The 18542-nt window shown below is 38.4% G+C and carries 11 protein-coding genes; 5 read left to right on the top strand and 6 right to left on the bottom strand.

Annotated features, from left to right (window positions below; translation table 11 throughout):
• Positions 1-70 precede the first annotated feature (70 nt).
• The 3 genes from rpoC (at position 71) to nrdA (ending at position 8722) form a co-directional block, all read left to right on the top strand.
• Positions 71-4315 carry a DNA-directed RNA polymerase subunit beta' gene (rpoC, locus tag EL259_RS03855; protein ID WP_126599175.1) on the top strand — a complete coding sequence of 1415 codons (4245 nt, stop codon included), beginning with the start codon at positions 71-73 and terminating at the stop codon, positions 4313-4315.
• A 192-nt stretch (positions 4316-4507) separates the two neighbouring features.
• Positions 4508-6199 (top strand): D-lactate dehydrogenase, encoded by a 1692-nt coding sequence (gene dld, locus EL259_RS03860; RefSeq protein WP_126599177.1) that lies wholly within the window; start codon positions 4508-4510, stop codon positions 6197-6199.
• Between the two features lie 249 nt (positions 6200-6448).
• Positions 6449-8722 carry a class 1a ribonucleoside-diphosphate reductase subunit alpha gene (gene nrdA, locus EL259_RS03865; RefSeq protein WP_126599179.1) on the top strand — a complete coding sequence of 758 codons (2274 nt, stop codon included), beginning with the start codon at positions 6449-6451 and terminating at the stop codon, positions 8720-8722.
• A gap of 170 nt (positions 8723-8892) precedes the next feature.
• Here nrdA and apaH read toward each other — a convergent pair whose 3' ends face one another.
• The 3 genes from apaH to EL259_RS03880 form a co-directional block, all read right to left on the bottom strand.
• Positions 8893-9714 carry a bis(5'-nucleosyl)-tetraphosphatase (symmetrical) ApaH gene (apaH, locus tag EL259_RS03870; protein ID WP_126599181.1) on the bottom strand — a complete coding sequence of 274 codons (822 nt, stop codon included), beginning with the start codon at positions 9712-9714 and terminating at the stop codon, positions 8893-8895.
• Positions 9715-9733: 19 nt separating this feature from the next.
• Positions 9734-10567 carry a 16S rRNA (adenine(1518)-N(6)/adenine(1519)-N(6))-dimethyltransferase RsmA gene (rsmA, locus tag EL259_RS03875; protein ID WP_126599183.1) on the bottom strand — a complete coding sequence of 278 codons (834 nt, stop codon included), beginning with the start codon at positions 10565-10567 and terminating at the stop codon, positions 9734-9736.
• Between the two features lie 81 nt (positions 10568-10648).
• Positions 10649-11686 (bottom strand): TrmH family RNA methyltransferase, encoded by a 1038-nt coding sequence (locus EL259_RS03880; RefSeq protein WP_126599185.1) that lies wholly within the window; start codon positions 11684-11686, stop codon positions 10649-10651.
• A gap of 168 nt (positions 11687-11854) precedes the next feature.
• Between EL259_RS03880 and pssA the strand changes: the two genes are divergently transcribed.
• The gene (pssA, locus tag EL259_RS03885) at positions 11855-13225 is read left to right on the top strand and encodes a CDP-diacylglycerol--serine O-phosphatidyltransferase (RefSeq protein WP_126599187.1); all 1371 of its coding nucleotides are present in this window, start codon (positions 11855-11857) and stop codon (positions 13223-13225) included.
• Positions 13226-13261: 36 nt separating this feature from the next.
• On the opposite strand, the gene yfaE is transcribed toward pssA, so the two are convergent.
• From yfaE to lptD, 3 genes are all read right to left on the bottom strand, one after another.
• Complete coding sequence (gene yfaE, locus EL259_RS03890) at positions 13262-13519, bottom strand: class I ribonucleotide reductase maintenance protein YfaE (protein WP_126599189.1); 258 nt, start codon at positions 13517-13519, stop codon at positions 13262-13264.
• A gap of 63 nt (positions 13520-13582) precedes the next feature.
• Complete coding sequence (nrdB, locus tag EL259_RS03895; protein ID WP_126599191.1) at positions 13583-14713, bottom strand: class Ia ribonucleoside-diphosphate reductase subunit beta; 1131 nt, start codon at positions 14711-14713, stop codon at positions 13583-13585.
• 73 nt (positions 14714-14786) lie between these two features.
• Entirely contained in the window at positions 14787-17042 is a 2256-nt protein-coding gene (lptD, locus tag EL259_RS03900; RefSeq protein WP_126599193.1) for an LPS assembly protein LptD, read from the bottom strand.
• A 247-nt stretch (positions 17043-17289) separates the two neighbouring features.
• Between lptD and EL259_RS08675 the strand changes: the two genes are divergently transcribed.
• Complete coding sequence (locus EL259_RS08675) at positions 17290-18510, top strand: ion transporter (protein ID WP_126599195.1); 1221 nt, start codon at positions 17290-17292, stop codon at positions 18508-18510.
• Positions 18511-18542: the final 32 nt, after the last annotated feature.

Here is an 18542-nt window from a genome sequence, read left to right on the forward strand (position 1 = left end):
CCACGATTTTAGAAAAATTTTTCGAAAATTGAGGCGTATGAATAAGTTTAACTCCGATAGGAGCAATTAAGTGAAAGACTTAGCAAAGCTTTTAAAAACACAATCAAAAACTAGCGAAGATTTTGATGTGATTAAAATTGGTTTAGCGTCACCAGATATGATCCGTTCTTGGTCATACGGTGAAGTGAAAAAACCTGAAACCATTAACTACCGTACTTTCAAACCAGAACGTGATGGTCTTTTCTGTGCCCGTATCTTCGGACCTGTAAAAGATTACGAATGTTTATGTGGTAAATATAAACGTTTAAAACACCGTGGCGTAATCTGTGAAAAATGTGGTGTTGAAGTAACTCAATCTAAAGTACGTCGTGAACGTATGGGGCATATTGAACTTGCTTCTCCAGTAGCACACATTTGGTTTTTAAAATCTCTACCATCTCGTATCGGTTTATTACTTGATATGCCATTACGTGATATTGAACGTGTTTTATATTTTGAATCTTTCATTGTCACTGAACCTGGCATGACTGACTTAGAAAAAGGTCAGCTTCTTACTGAAGAACAATATCTTGAAGCAGAAGAACGTTTTGGCGACGAATTCGAAGCGAAAATGGGTGCGGAAGCAATCCAAGATTTGTTACGTGCGATGGATTTAGAGCATGAATGTGAAGTTTTACGTGAAGAATTACAAGAAACTAACTCAGAAACTAAACGTAAAAAAATCACTAAACGCTTAAAACTTATTGAATCTTTCATTCAATCTGGCAACAAACCAGAATGGATGGTATTAACTGTACTTCCAGTATTACCACCAGATCTTCGCCCATTAGTACCACTTGATGGTGGTCGTTTTGCGACATCTGACTTGAATGATTTATATCGCCGCGTAATTAACCGTAATAACCGTTTAAAACGTTTATTAGACCTTATCGCACCAGATATCATCGTACGTAATGAAAAACGTATGTTACAAGAATCTGTAGATGCGTTATTAGATAATGGTCGTCGTGGTCGTGCGATCACTGGCTCTAACCGCCGTCCATTAAAATCTTTGGCTGATATGATCAAAGGTAAACAAGGTCGTTTCCGTCAAAACTTATTAGGTAAACGTGTTGACTACTCTGGTCGTTCTGTAATTACAGTAGGTCCATTCTTACGTCTTCACCAATGTGGTTTACCGAAAAAAATGGCATTGGAATTATTCCGTCCATTCATCTATGCGAAATTAGAAAGCCGTGGCTACGCAACTACAATTAAAGCTGCGAAGAAAATGGTTGAACGTGAAGATGCAATCGTATGGGATATCTTAGCGGAAGTTATTCGCGAACATCCAATCCTCCTTAACCGTGCGCCGACACTTCACCGTCTTGGTATTCAAGCATTTGAACCAATTCTAATTGAAGGTAAAGCAATCCGTTTACACCCACTCGTTTGTGCGGCATTCAATGCGGACTTCGATGGTGACCAAATGGCGGTTCACGTACCTTTAACATTAGAAGCACAACTTGAAGCACGTGCGTTAATGATGTCTACAAACAACATCTTATCGCCTGCGAATGGTGAGCCAATCATCGTTCCTTCACAAGACGTGGTATTAGGTCTTTACTACATGACCCGTGAAAAAGTGAATGCGAAAGGTGAAGGCATGGTATTGCAAGATCCTCGTGAAGCAGAAAAAGCTTACGCAACAGGTAAAGCAGAATTACACGCACGCGTTAAAGTACGTATTACTGAATGGGTGAAAAATGTTGCAGGTGAGTATGAACCTCATACACACCTTGTAGATACGACTGTTGGTCGTGCAATCCTTTGGATGATCGCACCAAAAGGTATGCCATTCAGCTTGTTTAACCAACCGTTAAACAAAAAAGGTATTTCTCGCTTAATTAACAGCAGCTACCGTCTACTTGGCTTAAAAGAAAGTGTAATGTTTGCTGACCATATCATGTATACCGGTTTTGCATACGCAGCACGTTCTGGTTCTTCTGTTGGTGTTGACGATATGGTTATCCCAGCGAAGAAATATGAAATTATTGCAGAAGCAGAAGCAGAAGTTGCTGAAATTCAAGAACAATTCCAATCAGGTCTTGTAACAGCAGGCGAACGCTATAATAAAGTAATCGATATTTGGTCTACTGCGAATGAGCGCGTAGGTAAAGCGATGATGGAAAACCTTTCTACGGAAGAAGTAATGAACCGTGAAGGTAAACTTGAAAAACAAGCATCATTCAACAGCATCTTTATGATGGCAGACTCAGGGGCTCGTGGTAGTGCGACTCAGATTCGTCAGCTTGCTGGTATGCGTGGTTTGATGGCTCGTCCAGATGGTTCGATCATCGAAACTCCGATTACAGCGAACTTCCGTGAAGGTCTAAACGTATTACAGTACTTTATTTCAACCCACGGTGCGCGTAAAGGTTTGGCGGATACAGCGTTAAAAACAGCGAACTCAGGTTACTTAACTCGTCGTTTAGTAGACGTAGCACAAGACTTAGTTATCATTGAAGATGACTGTGGTACCCACGAAGGTATCGTAATGATGCCATTAATCGAAGGTGGTGACGTTAAAGAAGCATTACGTGATCGTGTTCTCGGTCGTGTGGTTGCAGAAGACGTATTAAAACCAGGTACAGACGAAGTATTAATTCCACGTAATACACTTGTGGATGAAAAACTTTGTGATGTTATCGATGCAAACTCTGTAGATAGTATCAAAGTACGTTCTGTTGTAACGTGTGAAACTGACTTCGGTGTATGTGCGAAATGTTACGGTCGTGACTTAGCACGTGGTCACTTAATTAACCAAGGTGAAGCGGTTGGTGTTATCGCAGCACAATCAATCGGTGAACCAGGTACACAGTTAACCATGCGTACGTTCCACATCGGTGGTGCGGCATCTGCAGCAGCAAAAGAATCTAGCGTACAAGTTAAAAATACCGGTACTTTACGTCTAACTGGTGCGAAATTCGTAACCAATAAAGAAGGTAAACTCGTTCTTACCTCACGTAATACAGAATTAACCGTAGTTGATACTTTTGGTCGTACAAAAGAACACTATAAACTTCCATACGGTGCTATCTTAAGTAAAGGTGACGCTGCGGAAGTTGAAGCAGGTGAAATCGTAGCAAACTGGGATCCGCATACAATGCCGGTTATCTCTGAAGTGAGCGGTTTCGTGAAATTTGAAGACATCGTGGATGGTTTAACTGTAACTCGTCAAACTGATGAATTAACAGGTTTATCTTCTATCGTTGTTCAAGATGTCGGTGAACGTACAACTGCAGGTAAAGATTTACGTCCAGCAATTAAACTTGTTGACGCTCAAGGTAATGATATCTTTATCCCAGGTACGGAAGTTGTTGCACAATACTTCTTACCAGGTAAAGCAATCGTGAACTTAGACGATGGTGCAGAAATTTCAATCGGTGAATCTTTAGCACGTATTCCACAAGAATCTGTGGGTACTAAAGATATTACCGGGGGTCTTCCACGCGTTGCTGACTTATTTGAAGCTCGTAAACCGAAAGAACCTGCAATTCTTGCTGAAATCTCTGGTATCGTATCATTTGGTAAAGAAACCAAAGGCAAACGTCGTTTATTGATTACACCAGCAGAAGGTGAAACTTACGAAGAAATGATTCCGAAATGGCGTCAATTGAACGTATTTGAAGGTGAAATGGTAGAAAAAGGTGACTTAATCTCTGATGGTCCTGAAATGCCACACGATATTCTTCGCTTACGTGGTGTTCACGCTGTGACAGAATATATCGTTAATGAAGTACAAGAAGTTTACCGCTTACAAGGGGTAAAAATTAACGATAAACACATCGAAGTAATCGTTCGCCAAATGTTACGTAAATGTGTGATCACTAACGCATACGATTCTGAATTCCTTGAAGGTGCACAAGAAGAAGTTGCGCGCGTTAAAATTGTTAACCGTCAACGTATTGCAGAAGGTAAACCACCAGTTGAATTCCAACGTGAATTACTTGGTATTACCAAAGCATCACTTGCGACAGAATCCTTTATTTCTGCAGCATCATTCCAAGAAACCACTCGCGTTCTTACAGAAGCAGCGGTTGCGGGTAAACGTGATGAATTACGCGGTCTTAAAGAAAACGTTATCGTGGGTCGTTTAATTCCAGCAGGTACTGGTTTTGCGTATCACAAAAATAAACGTTTAGATCGTGAAGCAGTGAATGCAGAAATCGATGCAGCTATCATGGAAAATCCAGTGGTAGAAGAAGCTGAAATTATCAGCCCTGCGGATGAAGCAACTGCGGATCTCGCAAAAATGCTAAACATGGCAGACTAATCTAGTCTAAATAAAGCCCCTGCCCGAAAGAGCGGGGGCTTTCGCTTTTTATAAGATAAAAAAATTTTATTTCGCCTTGTTTTTAGGAAGTTGTATAAAAAATAGTATAACTTACTGGACATGGCGTTTTATTTAAGGTTAAATATTTTACGATTTTTTAACATTTTTATAGTAAACGTAAGGAACGCATAAATGGACCATTCTCAACTTATTTCTCGATTGGTTGATATCGCTGGGCAATCCCACGTTATTACTGATCCGAGTAAAACATTATTTTATCGTAAAGGTTACCGATTTGGTGAAGGTAAGGCTTTAGCGGTAGTTAAACCAAAAACACTTTTAGAATATTGGAAAGTTTTAGAAGCTTGTGTAGCGGCAGACGTGATTGTTATTTCACAATCTGCTAATACTGGCTTAACTGGCGGTTCTACGCCAGATGGTAACGATTATGATCGAGATATCGTTATCGTAAATACATTATTACTTGATGGCATTCAGCTTATTGAAAAAAATACTCAAGTTGTATGTTTAGCTGGTGCGACTTTGTATGAGTTAGAAGATATTTTACGTCCATTACATCGTGAGCCACACTCTGTTATCGGTTCATCTTGTATCGGGGCATCGGTTGTTGGTGGTATTTGTAATAACTCAGGTGGTGCGCTTGTACAACGTGGTCCTGCATATACACAAATGGCATTGTTTGCCCAAATCAATGAAAAAGGTGAATTAGAGCTTAAAAACCACCTGGGTATTCATTTGGGTAATACACCAGAAGAGATTTTAACAAATCTTCAACAACATCGTTATTCTGCGGATGATGTAGAAAAAGATTGTGGTCAAGGCTCAGACCATTCTTATTGTAATCACGTTCGTGAAGTTGATGCAGATACACCAGCACGTTTTAATGCGGATCCAACTCGCCACTATGAAGCATCAGGTTGTGCGGGTAAATTAGCCGTATTTGCGGTACGTCTTGATACCTTCCCGATGGATAAAGAAACTGCCGTATTCTATATTGGTACTAACGATATCCAAGCATTAAGTGATGTGCGTCGTACTATGCTTACTGAATTTGATAGCTTGCCAATCTCTGGTGAATATATTCATCGTGATGCGTATGATCTTGCAACTGTTTACGGTAAAGATACCTTCTGGGTTATCAAAACAATGGGAACTAAATGGTTACCAAAACTTTTTGCCTTAAAAGCGAAAGCAGACCGTATCGCAGAAAAATTCCCATTCATGCCAAAACACTTTGGTGATAAATTTATGCAAGTGGTTTCTAAGTTTATTCCAAACCAATTGCCAGAAAAAATGGAAGATTTCCACAAGAAATACGATCATCATTTGATCTTAAAAGTGGGCGGTGATTTAATTCCACAAACTCGTGAATTCTTGAAAAACTATTTTGCGGATAGTAGCAAAGGTGGTTATTTTGAATGTGATAGTAAAGAAGCACAAGCTGCGATGTTACACCGCTTTGCTGTAGCATCTGCTGCGATTCGTTATCACAATGTACATGAAAAAGAAGTAGGCGAACTAGTTGCATTAGATATCGCTTTACGTCGTAACGATAAAGAATGGTTTGAACATCTTCCAGAAGAAATCAGTAGTAAAATTATGCATAAACTTTACTACGGACATTTCATGTGCCATGTATTCCACCAAGATTACATTTTAAAACCAGGTGTTGATGGGCATGAGCTTGAAGAAGAAATGCTTAAATTATTAGATAAACGTGGCGCACAATATCCTGCTGAGCATAATGTTGGTCACCTTTATGAAGCGAAACCAGAATTGAAAAAATTCTACCAAGACTTAGATCCAACCAATGGATTCAATCCAGGCTTAGGTCACACTTCAAAAAATAAAAACTGGCAATAAATCACCAAAAAATTATGCTTAATTGAGCAAATTTTTTACCAAAAATCGCCCCATATTATGGGGCGGTTTTTTATCTTTCATTTTTTACTTATTTATAAAGCAGTTATACGCTGTCAATGCGGAACAATAAAATATAGTGATTGCAGTTTAGCATGCTAGCCATTATTCTATACGCCTTGAATTTAAATAATAGATTAATATTTAATCGGTTATAATTTTAATTAACCACTTTTAGGCACTGGAAATTTTATGAATAAAGCAAAAATGGTGACGAAGCGTGACGGTCGTCAGGAAGAAATTGATCTTGATAAGATACATCGTGTAATTACCTGGGCGGCAGAAGGCTTAGAAAACGTCTCTGTTTCTCAAGTAGAACTACGTACACATATTCAATTTTATGAGGGAATTAAAACAGCGGATATTCACGAAACAATTATTAAAGCCGCTGCTGATTTAATCAGTAAAGATTCTCCGGATTATCAATATCTTGCAGCTCGTTTAGCGATGTTCCATTTGCGTAAAAAAGCATTTGGACAATACGAACCACCACATCTTTATGCTCACATTACTAAATTAGTGGAAATGGGCAAATATGATCGTGCACTTTTAACGGACTACACACAAGAAGAATGGAATCAAATGAATGATTTCATTGATCATGATCGTGATTTAACTTTTTCCTATGCGGCAGTGAAACAATTTGAAGGGAAATATCTTGTACAAAATCGTGTAACGGGTGAAATCTATGAGTCAGCACAGTTCCTTTATTTATTAGTCGCAGCATGCTTATTCTCCCGTTATCCGCAAGAAACACGTCTTGACTATGTGCGCCGTTTTTATGATGCGGTTTCGACATTTAAAATTTCGTTACCTACTCCAATTATGTCAGGAGTACGTACGCCAACACGTCAATTTAGCTCTTGTGTATTAATTGAATGTGAAGACAGTTTAGATTCAATTAATGCGACAACCTCTGCCATTGTAAAATATGTTTCTCAACGTGCAGGGATCGGAATTAATGCTGGGGCAATCCGTGGATTAGGAAGCCCAATTCGTGGCGGGGAAGCTTTCCATACTGGTTGTATTCCATTTTATAAACTTTTCCAAAGTGCTGTAAAATCCTGTTCTCAAGGTGGGGTACGTGGCGGTGCTGCGACAGTTTACTATCCATTCTGGCACCTTGAAGTTGAAAGTTTATTAGTGCTTAAAAATAACCGTGGGGTAGAAGATAACCGTGTTCGTCATATGGACTACGGCGTACAGCTTAATAAATTGATGTATCAACGCCTAATTAAAGGCGCAGATATCACTTTATTTAGCCCATCTGATGTACCAGGACTTTATGAAGCTTTCTTCGCCGATCAAGACGAATTTGAACGTTTGTATGTTAAATACGAACAAGATCCCGCTGTGCGTAAACGTACTGTGAAAGCGGTTGAGTTATTCTCTTTATTAATGCAAGAACGTGCTTCAACTGGACGTATTTATATTCAAAACGTTGACCACTGTAATACACACTCACCATTTGATCCGAAAGTGGCACCTGTACGTCAATCTAACCTTTGTTTAGAAATCGCGTTACCAACTAAACCATTGAAATATATTCATGACGAAGAAGGTGAAATTGCACTTTGTACATTATCGGCATTCAACTTAGGTGCGATTGAAAATCTTGATGAATTAGAAGAACTTGCAGATTTAACAGTACGTGCATTAGACGCATTACTTGATTATCAAGATTATCCAGTGAAAGCAGCACGTAACAGCTCATTACGCCGTCGTCCATTAGGAGTGGGGGTAATTAACTTTGCTTATTACCTCGCGAAAAATGGATTACGTTATTCAGATGGTAGCGCAAATGATTTAACGCACCGGACATTTGAAGCAATTCAATACTACTTATTGAAAGCCTCAATGGAATTAGCGAAAGAACAAGGTGCATGTGAACTCTTTAATGAAACGACTTACGCACAAGGTATCTTACCGATTGATACTTATAAGAAAGCGGTGGATGAGTTAACACAAGAACCATTGCATTATGACTGGGAAAGTTTACGTCATGATATTCAAAAATATGGTATCCGTAACTCAACCCTTAGTGCATTAATGCCATCTGAAACATCATCACAAATTTCGAATGCAACCAATGGTATTGAGCCACCACGTGGACATGTAAGTATTAAAGCCTCTAAAGACGGTATATTAAAACAAGTGGTACCAGAGTATGAAAATCTCGGTGACAATTACGAATTATTATGGGAAATCCCAAATAATACGGGTTATCTTCACCTTGTAGGTATCATGCAAAAATTCGTGGATCAGTCTATTTCTGCTAATACGAACTATGATCCAAAACGTTTTGCTGATGGCAAAGTACCAATGAAACAATTACTTGCAGATTTATTAACTGCCTATAAATATGGCGTAAAAACACTGTATTATCAAAATACCCGTGACGGTGCTGAAGACGAACAAAACGATATGGAAGACGAAGGCTGCGCAGGCGGTGCATGTAAAATCTAATATTTTTCTTGTTACTTCCTTTGCTTAGGTATTGGGAGTAATGAGAAGTAAGATGACGTTTTTAAAATTAATCACGCTCCAATTTTCTTAAAATTTTATGGTATTTCAATATGTTATTAAAATTCATAAATTTTAACGAAAATCGAGGCGTGATTTTTTATTTTGAATTTTTATTGATAAATTTTTACGGCAGGTTGCGTGAAAATTTTCTTATCTTCCCAACGCAGCATCGTGAGATGACGCCCCCAAACGCATCCCGTATCTAGCGCATAAATATTAGCAGGCATCGGGTGTCCTAATAAACTTGCCCAATGTCCGAAAATAATTTGTTGCTCTTTATAAAGTGGATTGTCTAATTCAAACCACGGCACAATTCCTTGTGGTGCTTGTTCTACGGGGAGTTTACATTCAAACTCTAAACGATGATCGGGATAACAAAATCGCATACGGGTAAACGCATTTACAATGTAACGTAAACGCGCCCAACCCGTTAAATCATTTGACCAACGATCAGGTTCTTCGCCGTACATATTTTCCAATAAACCTGTAAAATTTTCACTTCGTAGCACCTGTTCTGCTTCCTGTGCGCAGGCAACGGTTGTAGAAAGATCCCAGTCAGGTGAAATTCCTGCATGGCACATGAGAAGGTTTTTTTCTGGTAAATGAACTAAAAGCGGTTGCTCGCGAACCCATTCGATTAAATCTGCGAAGTCGGGAGCATTGAATATGGCATCAACGTGATCGCGTGGTTTAATTTTCTTTAAGCCAACGGCAGTGCTAAGGAGGTGTAAATCATGGTTACCCAAAACACTTTGGGCTTGTGTACCTAAAGATCTGACTAATTGTAAGCATTCCAATGACTTATCGCCACGTGCGACGAGATCGCCAACGAGATAGAGTTTATCTTGGCTTGGATCGAAATTGACTTGAGTAAGGAGCATTTGAAGCTCATCGTAACAGCCTTGAAGATCACCAACAAAGTAGGTTGCCATCTTACACCTCTTATTTCACTTATTCTTTTACCACAGGGTTATCGTAAACCCAGTTTGCAATATTCACAAAATCCGCCACGCTTAGGTTTTCAGCACGCGCATTTGGATCGATACCGAGTGCAATAATTTGTTCTTCGGATAAATATTGACCGAGTGCGTTACGTAAGGTTTTACGGCGTTGGTTAAACGCATTGGTACAAATTTGATTTAATAATTTTAAATCTTTTGCCACATACGGCAGAGTGGTGTGCGGAATCAAACGGACAACCGCCGAATCGACTTTTGGCGCTGGTTTAAATGCTGTTGGTGGCACATCTAGCACAGGATACACTTGGCAGAAATATTGTGTCATCACGGTTAAACGACCATAAGCCTTGCTATTTGGGGCTGCGGCTAAGCGTTTTACCACTTCTTTTTGGAGCATAAAGTGCATGTCTTGAATGACATCACAGTAGTCAAAAAGGTGGAACATCAATGGGGTAGAAATGTTGTATGGTAAGTTACCGAAGACGCGCAATTTCTGACCTTTCTCTGCAAGATTTTCTTGCGTATAAAGATCACGGAAATTAAATTGCATTGCATCGGTTTCAATCACGGTTAACTTGTGGTTTAAAAACGGATGGTGGCGTAAACGTTTAGCTAAATCACGGTCAAGCTCAACAACGGTTAAGTGTTCAACACGATCTGCAACCGGCTCAGTTAAAGCGCCAAGACCAGGACCGATTTCTACTAAAAATTGGTTTTCTTGAGGATGGATTGCGTTAACAATGTCTAAAATCACACGATCATCGGATAAAAAGTTTTGACCAAAACGTTTACGTGCCGTATGACCTAAATGGGTTTTTGAACTCATATATTTTCCTAAAATAAAATTTTTTCTAAAAAGAAAAAGTGCGGTATTTTCCCGCACTTTAACATAGTTTTAGAGGGATGTTTAATATTGTGTTGCCCAGTGAGAAAGTAAAATACCTGTTGCAACACTAATGTTTAATTCCGTTTGTAATGGGTTAGTTGGAGTAAGATTTGGATGTAAATCTTGTGGCTGTATCAATTCATCATCGGCTTCTTCGCTCAATACAAAAACGACTTTATCATCAAATTTCATTTGACCAAGTGAAGTTTTATTACCATTCGGGCTAAGATGAACTACTTGGTAGCCTTTTTCACGTAGTAAATCTAAGGCGCTGATGTTATCTTCAGCGCTTAATGGGCGAATATATTCCATACCGCCTTCTGCTACACGTAAAGTTGCAGAATTATAGAGGTTTGCCATATTGTCACTAATGACACCGGTAACCCCAAAAATAGCCGCAGTACGGATAATGCCACCTAAATTATAGGCGTTAGAAATACGGTTGACCAAGATAAGTGCATCTTTTTTACGTGGAATATCTAAGTAGCCAGAAAGCGTAAAGGTTCGCGGTTTTTTCACTAAGAAACAGATACCGCCATTATGCTCAGTACCGCTTGCGAGATTGAGTTCTTCTTGAGAAACTACGTGATATGCTTTTTTATTCGCTGCTAAATAACTAAAAATCTCACCGATGCGATGGGACATCTGTACGGTACTCCACGCACGAATGATATTTTCTGGATGTTCTTTAAAAAGTGCTAAACACGCTTTTTCCCCATATACTTTCATTTCTTGCGCACGATTTTTTTTAATTTTTTCTGGAGCACGAGGTGAAAGTGGCCCTGTTTTCTTTTCATAACTTTGTGCTTTACGTTCTGTTTTTTTGATAATGACGTTTACAGAACCGTTGCCAGCGGCGGTGGAAAGTGAAGTTTGAGTACGGGTAACTTGTTCAGTTTCTTTACGTGCTGGACGTGAATTTTTTTTGAAAGTTGGACGAGATGCCAATTTTTCTTGGAAAGTCGTTTTTCCTTGAGATTTTTTTTCATGAGCAACACGCTCACGGAAACGGTTAGTTTGTTTTGATTCTTGGAATGTTGGTTTGCTTGATTTCATCATTGATTGCGATCCTCTAAGTATGGCGGGATAATGATGGGTCAGATCATATTGTTCATTTAAAGATTGCTAGCATTATAGCGAAAAAATGTCATTTTTCTACCAACTTAGGTGCTAAATATTGTAAACTAGCGAACTAGTCTTTAAGACGATGAAAATGAGAACCTATTTATGTTAATTGATCGTACCAAGATGGCGGAAAAAAAGCTTTCCGCTTTACCTTGTCTTCCACTTGATGCGGGAGATATGGAATTTATTTATCGCCCTGCTGAATTTAAAAAAGAAATCATTCAGCAAATTCGTCAAGCAAAGCGACGTATTTATATTACAGCTTTATATTGGCAAAAAGATGAGGCAGGTAAAGAGATTCTTGACGAAGTTTTACAAGCAAAAGCACGTAATCCTGAACTTGACGTAAAAATCTTAGTGGATTGGCATCGCGCGCAACGCAATTTACTTGGCGCGGCAAAAACCCAAACGAATGCAGATTGGTATTGTGAAGCATGTGCCTGTCTATCCTGTCATGAAATTTTATTCTTTGGTGTACCAATTAATACTCGTGAAGTCTTCGGTGTATTGCACGTAAAAGGATTTGTATTTGATGATACGATTCTTTACAGCGGAGCGAGTATTAATAATGTGTATTTACATCATAGCGACAGATATCGTTTCGACCGTTATCATAAAATCAAAAATACCGCATTGGCGAATAGCTTAGTAGATTTTATCAATGGCTATTTATTGGATCCTGCTGCCGTTCATGCACTTGATAAAGCAAATCCAGTTAAAACAAAAGAAATTCGTGCGGCTATTAAGAATTACCGTAAAAATCTTGCTCAAACAGGACATTATAATTTTATTCCGTCCATGAATAAGCAAGACGCACAGCATATGTTGACTGTATCTCCTTTATTTGGACTAGGGAAAACCAATAATAAATTAAATTCGGTTATCCAGAATCTATTCCAAATTGTGGAAAATAAATTAACGATTTGTACACCGTACTTCAATTTCCCATTACCGTTACAAAAACGCTTAAAATGGCTATTGAAACAAGGTAAACAAGTCGAAATTATTGTGGGAGATAAAACGGCGAATGATTTCTATATTCCGCCTTCAGAACCTTTCAAAATGGCGGGTGGCTTGCCGTATTTATATGAAAATAATTTAAGACACTTTAGTAAGAAGTTTGATGATTATATTCAGTCAGGACAATTGGTAATTCGTATTTGGAAAGATGGTGATAACAGTTACCACTTAAAAGGTGTATGGGTGGACAACGATTACATGTTGTTAACAGGAAATAACCTTAACCCACGAGCATGGCGCTTAGATGCAGAAAATGGTTTATTGATTCACGATCCAAATCATGAGCTTACTGCCAAAGCGGATGAAGAACTTGCCCTTATTCGCCAACATACGACTATTCTGAAAAGTTATACAGAGTTGGAAACAATGGATGATTATCCTGCACCAGTTCAAAAACTTCTCAAAAAATTCCGCCGCCTTAAAGCGGATGCCGTTGTTAAAATGATTCTTTAAAAAAGAAAAGCTCGCAAATGCGAGCTTTTTTATTTCTCAAAGATCGAGTTCTAAATCGTCTTCTACCTGACAACAACACAACAAAACTTCGTTTTGGTTGATGAAGGCGAGAGGGGGAGTCGGGTAGCTGACTTTACCTGAGAGAAGTTTAGTTCGACACGCACCGCAGTAGCCATTACGACATTGGTATTCAGGGCGGAAACCTTGGTTTTCAATGGCGGTAAGTAAACTTGTTTGTTGGTGGAAGTGAAAAGTATGGCGGCTTTTCTTTAAGATAATTTTAAAGTCAGACATAAATGCGATATACGCCCCTATTTTCGTAAAAATTTTTAAGAAAATTGGGGCGTGATGAATGAATTAAAGATCGAAATCAGAGAAATCGTTACTATCTACTTTGGAGTCAATTTGACCGACTAAGTAAGAACTGACTTCTACTTCTTGTGGCGCTACTTGTACGTTATCAGATACAAGCCATGCGTTGATCCATGGAATTGGGTTTGAACGTGTTTCAAATGGTAAAGGTAGCCCCACCGCTTGCATACGAATATTCGTAATATATTCAATGTATTGGGTAAGGATATCCTTATTTAAACCGATCATTGAGCCATCTTTGAAAAGATATTTTGCCCATTCTTTTTCTTGTTCAGCTGCTGCGATAAAAATTTCGTAAGCCTCTTGTTTACATTCTTGCGCAATTTCCGCCATTTCTGGATCGTCTTGACCTGATGCCATGATATTTAAGATATGTTGAGTACCAGTTAAATGTAAGGCTTCATCACGTGCGATAAATTTAATAATTTTTGCATTCCCTTCCATAAGGTGGCGTTCTGCAAAAGCAAAAGAGCAAGCGAATGAAACATAGAAACGAATTGCTTCAAGAACATTTACGCTCATTAAGCAAAGATATAAACGTTTTTTAAGTGTGCGTAAATCAACGTGTACTTGTTCATCGTTTACATCATAAGTCCCTTCGCCAAATAATTCATAAAGTTGGCTATCACGAATGAGTTCGTCGTAGTAACGAGAAATGTCACTTGCACGTTTGATAATCTCTTCATTGGTAACGATGTCATCGAATACGAGAGAAGGATTATTCACGATATTACGAATAATATGCGTATAGGAACGAGAGTGAATCGTTTCAGAGAATGTCCATGTTTCGATCCAAGTTTCTAATTCTGGAATAGAAACCAATGGTAAAAAGGCAACATTTGGGCTACGACCTTGAATAGAATCGAGTAACGTTTGATATTTTAAGTTACTGATAAAAATATGTTTTTCGTGTTCTGGTAAGGCTTGGTAGTCAATACGATCTTGAGACACATCTACTTCTTCTGGGCGCCAGAAAAACGATAATTGTTTTTCGATAAGTTTTTCAAAGGTTTCATATTTTTGTTGATCATAGCGTGAAACATTCACATTTTGACCAAAAAACATTGGTTCTTTTAACTGATCATTTTTCTTTTGCGAGAAGGTAGTGTAAGTCATTGTATGTTCCTATTTCGTAGTGCTAACTAAATTGAAAAGGCAACGGGAAGATCTCCCGTTGCTCAAACCGACATTATAAATTAAATGGGGAAATATAAGGTAATTTTCCTTTAGCTAACATACGCTGTACGCCTGAATTGTAATCATGGCTAAATCCACGGAATTCAAAACGCAAACCAACATTGTGGTTATAAAGGACTTCACCTGGTTGTTGATCGCTACGTGTTTCTACATAACGGTTTACCCCTACTGATAATGCCCAACAACAAGAGTTGTATTGAATACCAAAGAATTGATCAACAGGTTTTTTCAGGGCAATATCGTAATAGTTTTTGCCTACTACCGCCCAATTATCAAGGAATGACCATGCCGCAGTAATCCCCACTTGTTTAATATCGTGGTCGTAATTCGCAAGTTCATTTTGATTAATATAGCGATAACTTAGTTGGATTAAGTGATCTGCGGTTGGACGATATTGGATAGCGGTACTTGCACTTGATGTATGGTGGTATTCCGCATCATAGTGATAAGCAGAAGATAGGTTCCATTGTGGGTTAATATAATAGTTAGAGGTTAATTCCCAGTCTGTACTTTTTGCACGGTGCTTAATGCGATCCGCTTGTGCACGAGAATCGGTAAAGTAATAAGTTTGTGCTGCACCTAAGTTAAAGCGTTCAATACCATTTTCATCATAGAAACGGGTGGTAGCACCGCTTCTAACTTGGTTAGCAGAAAGAATACGATCGAGACCTGAATAGTCGTCTGAAGAATCGTAACCGTAACTATTTGGCGCCCCAATATCCGCTTGATTGCGGTATGGACGATACATATAAGTCATTTGTGGTTCAATCGTTTGCGTATAACCATTATCAAAGTTTTTGGATAAAAGTGTATTTACCCCTACTTTAAATTCTGGAATAACACGATTTAAGTGCGATTTAACCGCATACGCATTTGGTGCATCCCCTGATTTTTGGAGATATCGTGTAGCGTATAAGCGAGTTTCAAATTGAATGCCACCATAACGGTTACTTAGTGGTAACGTTAGGGTTGGCTCAATATGGAAACGCCACGCTTTCGGCATTGTTCTATTATCGTTTTTAAACTGCACCGCTTGCGAGAATAAATGGAAATCAACTAAACCGCCAATATTATCGTGATAATAGTTATAGTCTAGTTTTGGTAGTGTTTTGTAAGGCGTATTCGCATTCGCTGAGAAAACTTGGAATTTTTGCGTAGAAAGTTGGAAATTATAGTTTTCTTGATCGTAATTTAATTGAAATTCTTGCGTTGCGTAACCATCAGTACTATGCCCATATTGAGAATCAAAATCATCAAAATAGGTTGGATCACTCACCCGGGTGTAATCTACATGTAAGCGCCAGTTGCTAGCAAGATTTGCATTGTGTTCCCAATAGAATAAATGACGTGATTTATTTGGATCGGTAAATTGAGGATAGCGATCATGTTTAATATATTCACCCGCAAACGTACTTTGACCAAGTGGGGTTAAGATACGGTATTCCCCAATTTCTTGATAACCACGGCGTGACATTGCTTTTTGGGTAAAGGTTGCATCCATATTTGGTGCAATGTTCCAATAAACAGGAATACTTACCCAATAACCATCACGACCACCTGTACCATAGCTTGGAATTAACAAACCAGAGCGTCTTTCATCGCCCAGTGGAAATTGGAAATAAGGTAAATAGAAAACAGGTACATCACCGACATAGAAACGGGCATTCCACATTTCTGCGTATTGTTTTTTGATGTACTGTTTCATCTCTGTTGCTTTAATTTTCCAACTATTATTGGATGGCAAACAGGTTGTAAAAGTAGAATCTTTAAGAATGCGATAATCGGGTTCTAAATCAATTTCTTTTGCGTTCCCACGTCCTTGACGATCCACTAATTGATATAGCCCATTTTCAATCGTTGCTGAGCGATTAGATAAATTAAGCTTAGCTTTATCACCAAGTAAGTAAATTAAATTATCTTGGTAATCAAAGCCACCTGATACACTAACATTGCGGTAAGCATTTTCTTTATTCCCTAACTGTTGTACTTCCGCTTCCTTTGCACTCAAATAACGGTTACCTTGGCGAATTTGAACATTCCCTTTATAGGTTGCTTGATTCGTATGATTCAGCAAAGCTTTATCTGCTTCAATATAAACAGGTAATTGATTAGGATTTCCTTGAACAACTTTTCCAGTAAAGTGTGGCACACCCGCTAAGCATTGTGCTTGTAAATCGGCATAAGCATTAATAGGCGCATAAGCACCTAAAATTAAAGTGGAAAAAAAGGAGAGGGTATATCTTTTCATTGTTATATCTTTATTCGGATCCTGTAAGACTTGGGGGGAGAATTATATTCTATTTTCTAAGCAAAGACTCTACGGGATTATAAAGAAAATATTCGGAAAAAGCATTGAAAAAAAGGAATAAAATTTCATCCTAAAATTACGATACAAAAGTAAAAAGGTATGATAACGTTACTTTTAAAATGGGCTTTATTAAAATTTTTAGCCCTTATTACGGATATAAATTCACCATGTAAATTAGGTTAATATTATGAATTTTATACAAAAAATTGAAAAATTTATTTTTAATGTACAAAAGTGGGTGCACTACCTACTCGATCCAGATAGCGACTTTTGGTATTCCAAATTAGTCAACAGTTTTATTATTGCAACGATCATTTTAGATATTTTGGCGGTGACCTTGGAGTCTGAGCCAAATATTCGATATCAATTTAGAATGTTGTTTGAAAACGTGGAACGATTTTCACTCATCATCTTTACATTGGAGTATTTTCTAAGATTCTGGTCCGCACCAGCAAGTGATGAATATAAAGATGTTTCAGCGAGTGTTGCACGTTGGCGTTATACCACATCTTTCTTTGGTTTAATTGACTTGATTGCGATTGCGCCATTCTTCCTTGCTTTCTTTATCCCGAATACCGAAGCGTTGCGGATTATCCAATTATTCCGTGCATTTAAGTTGATGCGTTATAACGCAGCGATGAATACCTTATTAACAGTGGTAAAAGAAGAGGCACGAGACTTATTATCGGTTATTTTCCTGATGGGAATTTTATTAATTATCGCATCTAGTGGTATTTACCTTTTTGAACATAAAGCACAACCAGAGCATTTTGGCAGTATTTTACGTTCCATGTGGTGGGCTATTGTAACAATTACGACAGTAGGATACGGTGAAAACGTACCTGTTACCGTGCCTGGGCGTATTTTTGCAGGGATGGTGATGGTTATTAGTATTGGCATCGTGGCACTCCCTGCTGGTATTCTCGCCTCTGCGTTCTCTGAACAGTTGGGGCGTCATAAAACACAATATCGTAATGCTGTGCAAGATATTCTTTCTAAAGGTAATGGGATAACATCAGATGATCGACACATTTTAAAAAGTATCCAAAATAAATGTAACTTATCCGATTTAGATGCGAATAATATTTATCGTGAAGTTGTGGCTGAAATGACAAAACAACAACAGCATATTCAAGCGGTTATGGATAGTGTTCAAAAGGTAACGCCACAGCAACCAGCATCTACACAGGCCAATACGACATCAGTATCAGCAGAATCATCCACAGTGGCACGGGTTGCGAATGTTGAACAAGCTGCCCAAAATCCAAGTACAGATCCAATACCATCGCCAACTGCTGCTTTGGAAGAAATGGCACCGGTACCAAAATTCTGTACACAATGTGGTGCGAAGGTCAATCCAGGAGATAAATATTGTAGCCAATGTGGTCATAAATTATCTGAAAAATAAAAACACGCCCCATTTTTCGCTAAATTTTATGA

Origin of the sequence: Actinobacillus delphinicola (assembly GCF_900638385.1) — a bacterium.
Classification (GTDB): Bacteria; Pseudomonadota; Gammaproteobacteria; order Enterobacterales; family Pasteurellaceae; genus Actinobacillus_C; species Actinobacillus_C delphinicola.

What these genes read in the sequence shown, in the direction of transcription:
- dld (WP_126599177.1), top strand. Translation starts at nt 4,508, where the DNA reads ATGGACCATTCTCAACTTATTTCTCGATTGGTTGATATCGCTGGGCAA.
- nrdA (WP_126599179.1), top strand. Translation starts at nt 6,449, where the DNA reads ATGAATAAAGCAAAAATGGTGACGAAGCGTGACGGTCGTCAGGAAGAA.
- apaH (WP_126599181.1), bottom strand. Translation starts at nt 9,714, where the DNA reads ATGGCAACCTACTTTGTTGGTGATCTTCAAGGCTGTTACGATGAGCTT.
- rsmA (WP_126599183.1), bottom strand. Translation starts at nt 10,567, where the DNA reads ATGAGTTCAAAAACCCATTTAGGTCATACGGCACGTAAACGTTTTGGT.
- EL259_RS03880 (WP_126599185.1), bottom strand. Translation starts at nt 11,686, where the DNA reads ATGATGAAATCAAGCAAACCAACATTCCAAGAATCAAAACAAACTAAC.
- pssA (WP_126599187.1), top strand. Translation starts at nt 11,855, where the DNA reads ATGTTAATTGATCGTACCAAGATGGCGGAAAAAAAGCTTTCCGCTTTA.
- yfaE (WP_126599189.1), bottom strand. Translation starts at nt 13,519, where the DNA reads ATGTCTGACTTTAAAATTATCTTAAAGAAAAGCCGCCATACTTTTCAC.
- nrdB (WP_126599191.1), bottom strand. Translation starts at nt 14,713, where the DNA reads ATGACTTACACTACCTTCTCGCAAAAGAAAAATGATCAGTTAAAAGAA.
- lptD (WP_126599193.1), bottom strand. Translation starts at nt 17,042, where the DNA reads ATGAAAAGATATACCCTCTCCTTTTTTTCCACTTTAATTTTAGGTGCT.
- EL259_RS08675 (WP_126599195.1), top strand. Translation starts at nt 17,290, where the DNA reads ATGAATTTTATACAAAAAATTGAAAAATTTATTTTTAATGTACAAAAG.